The sequence below is a fragment of the Neisseria sp. P0021.S006 genome, from assembly GCF_051956895.1.
This window is the reverse complement of the sequence record NZ_JBQCWZ010000531.1, coordinates 1-912: the sequence shown is the minus strand read 5'-3', so window position 1 is coordinate 912 and position 912 is coordinate 1. Positions and strand designations below refer to the sequence as shown.

The window sequence follows — 912 nt, the reverse complement described above, 5'->3', positions numbered from 1 at the left end:
GTATAGATCCTTTTAAAATCAAAGATCTTCGCAATAATGCCAATAACCCTGAAAAGCTGAATACAGACGGTAGCAATATTGCTGCAGTGTTAGAACATCTTGAGGATAACGACGAATTACGCGAGCAAATCATTGAATGGATGGGTGTGATTGTCCCCGAAATGCAGCAACTCTCTGTTCAAACGCAAAAAATTGATGACTCAAAAGGGTTATTTTTCGAGGAAGACAGCGGTAATCGTTTCCCCGCCCATATGGTTTCGGACGGCACAATTTATGCCTTATGTTTGTTGGTTGCCGTTTTAACGCGTGTAAAACAGCCCGGCATTACCATCATTGAAGAACCTGAGCGTGGCTTACATCCGAAAGCTATCAGTGAACTGATCGGCTTTATACGTGAATATGTAAGCCCTCACCATCCAATTATTCTGACAACTCATAGTGAATCGGTAGTGCGTAGCTTGGAATTGGAAGAGTTGTATTTTGTCAGTAAATCTCAAGGCAAAACCCAAATTAAAGATGTTCGGAAGTCCGGTGTCGATAAAAACAAAATTCCGTTAGATACGGCTTGGCTGACCAATCTGCTGGGAGGAGGATTGCCATGGTAAAAGTCGGATTTATTGTTGAAGGGTCATGCGAAAAGATTATTATCGAATCAGAGGCATTCAAGACCTTTTTACACAGGAATGATTTTGAATTGATTGAACCTGTTGTTGATGCCAATGGCGCAGGTAATTTATTGCCTCATAATATTGAGCCCTTTATTGGTGTTTTGGAAGCAAATGGAGCAGAAAGACTGTATATTTTGACGGATTCGGACGGACTCCCTGTTGAAGGTGTTAAGGAAAGAATCAGCCACGCGAAAATTACTGCCTATTTTATTGCGGTTAAAGCGATAGAAGCATGGTTTCTAGC

1 protein-coding gene and 1 pseudogene are annotated in these 912 nt (G+C 41.3%); both read left to right on the top strand.

What is annotated here, in order from left to right:
- Positions 1–605 (top strand): AAA family ATPase (locus ACTHUM_RS15495; protein WP_440403354.1); only part of this gene is annotated, 605 nt, incomplete at its 5' end.
- A pseudogene (locus ACTHUM_RS15490) lies at positions 599–912 on the top strand (hypothetical protein); the annotation flags it as partial. The gene ACTHUM_RS15495 and the pseudogene ACTHUM_RS15490, both read left to right, overlap by 7 nt.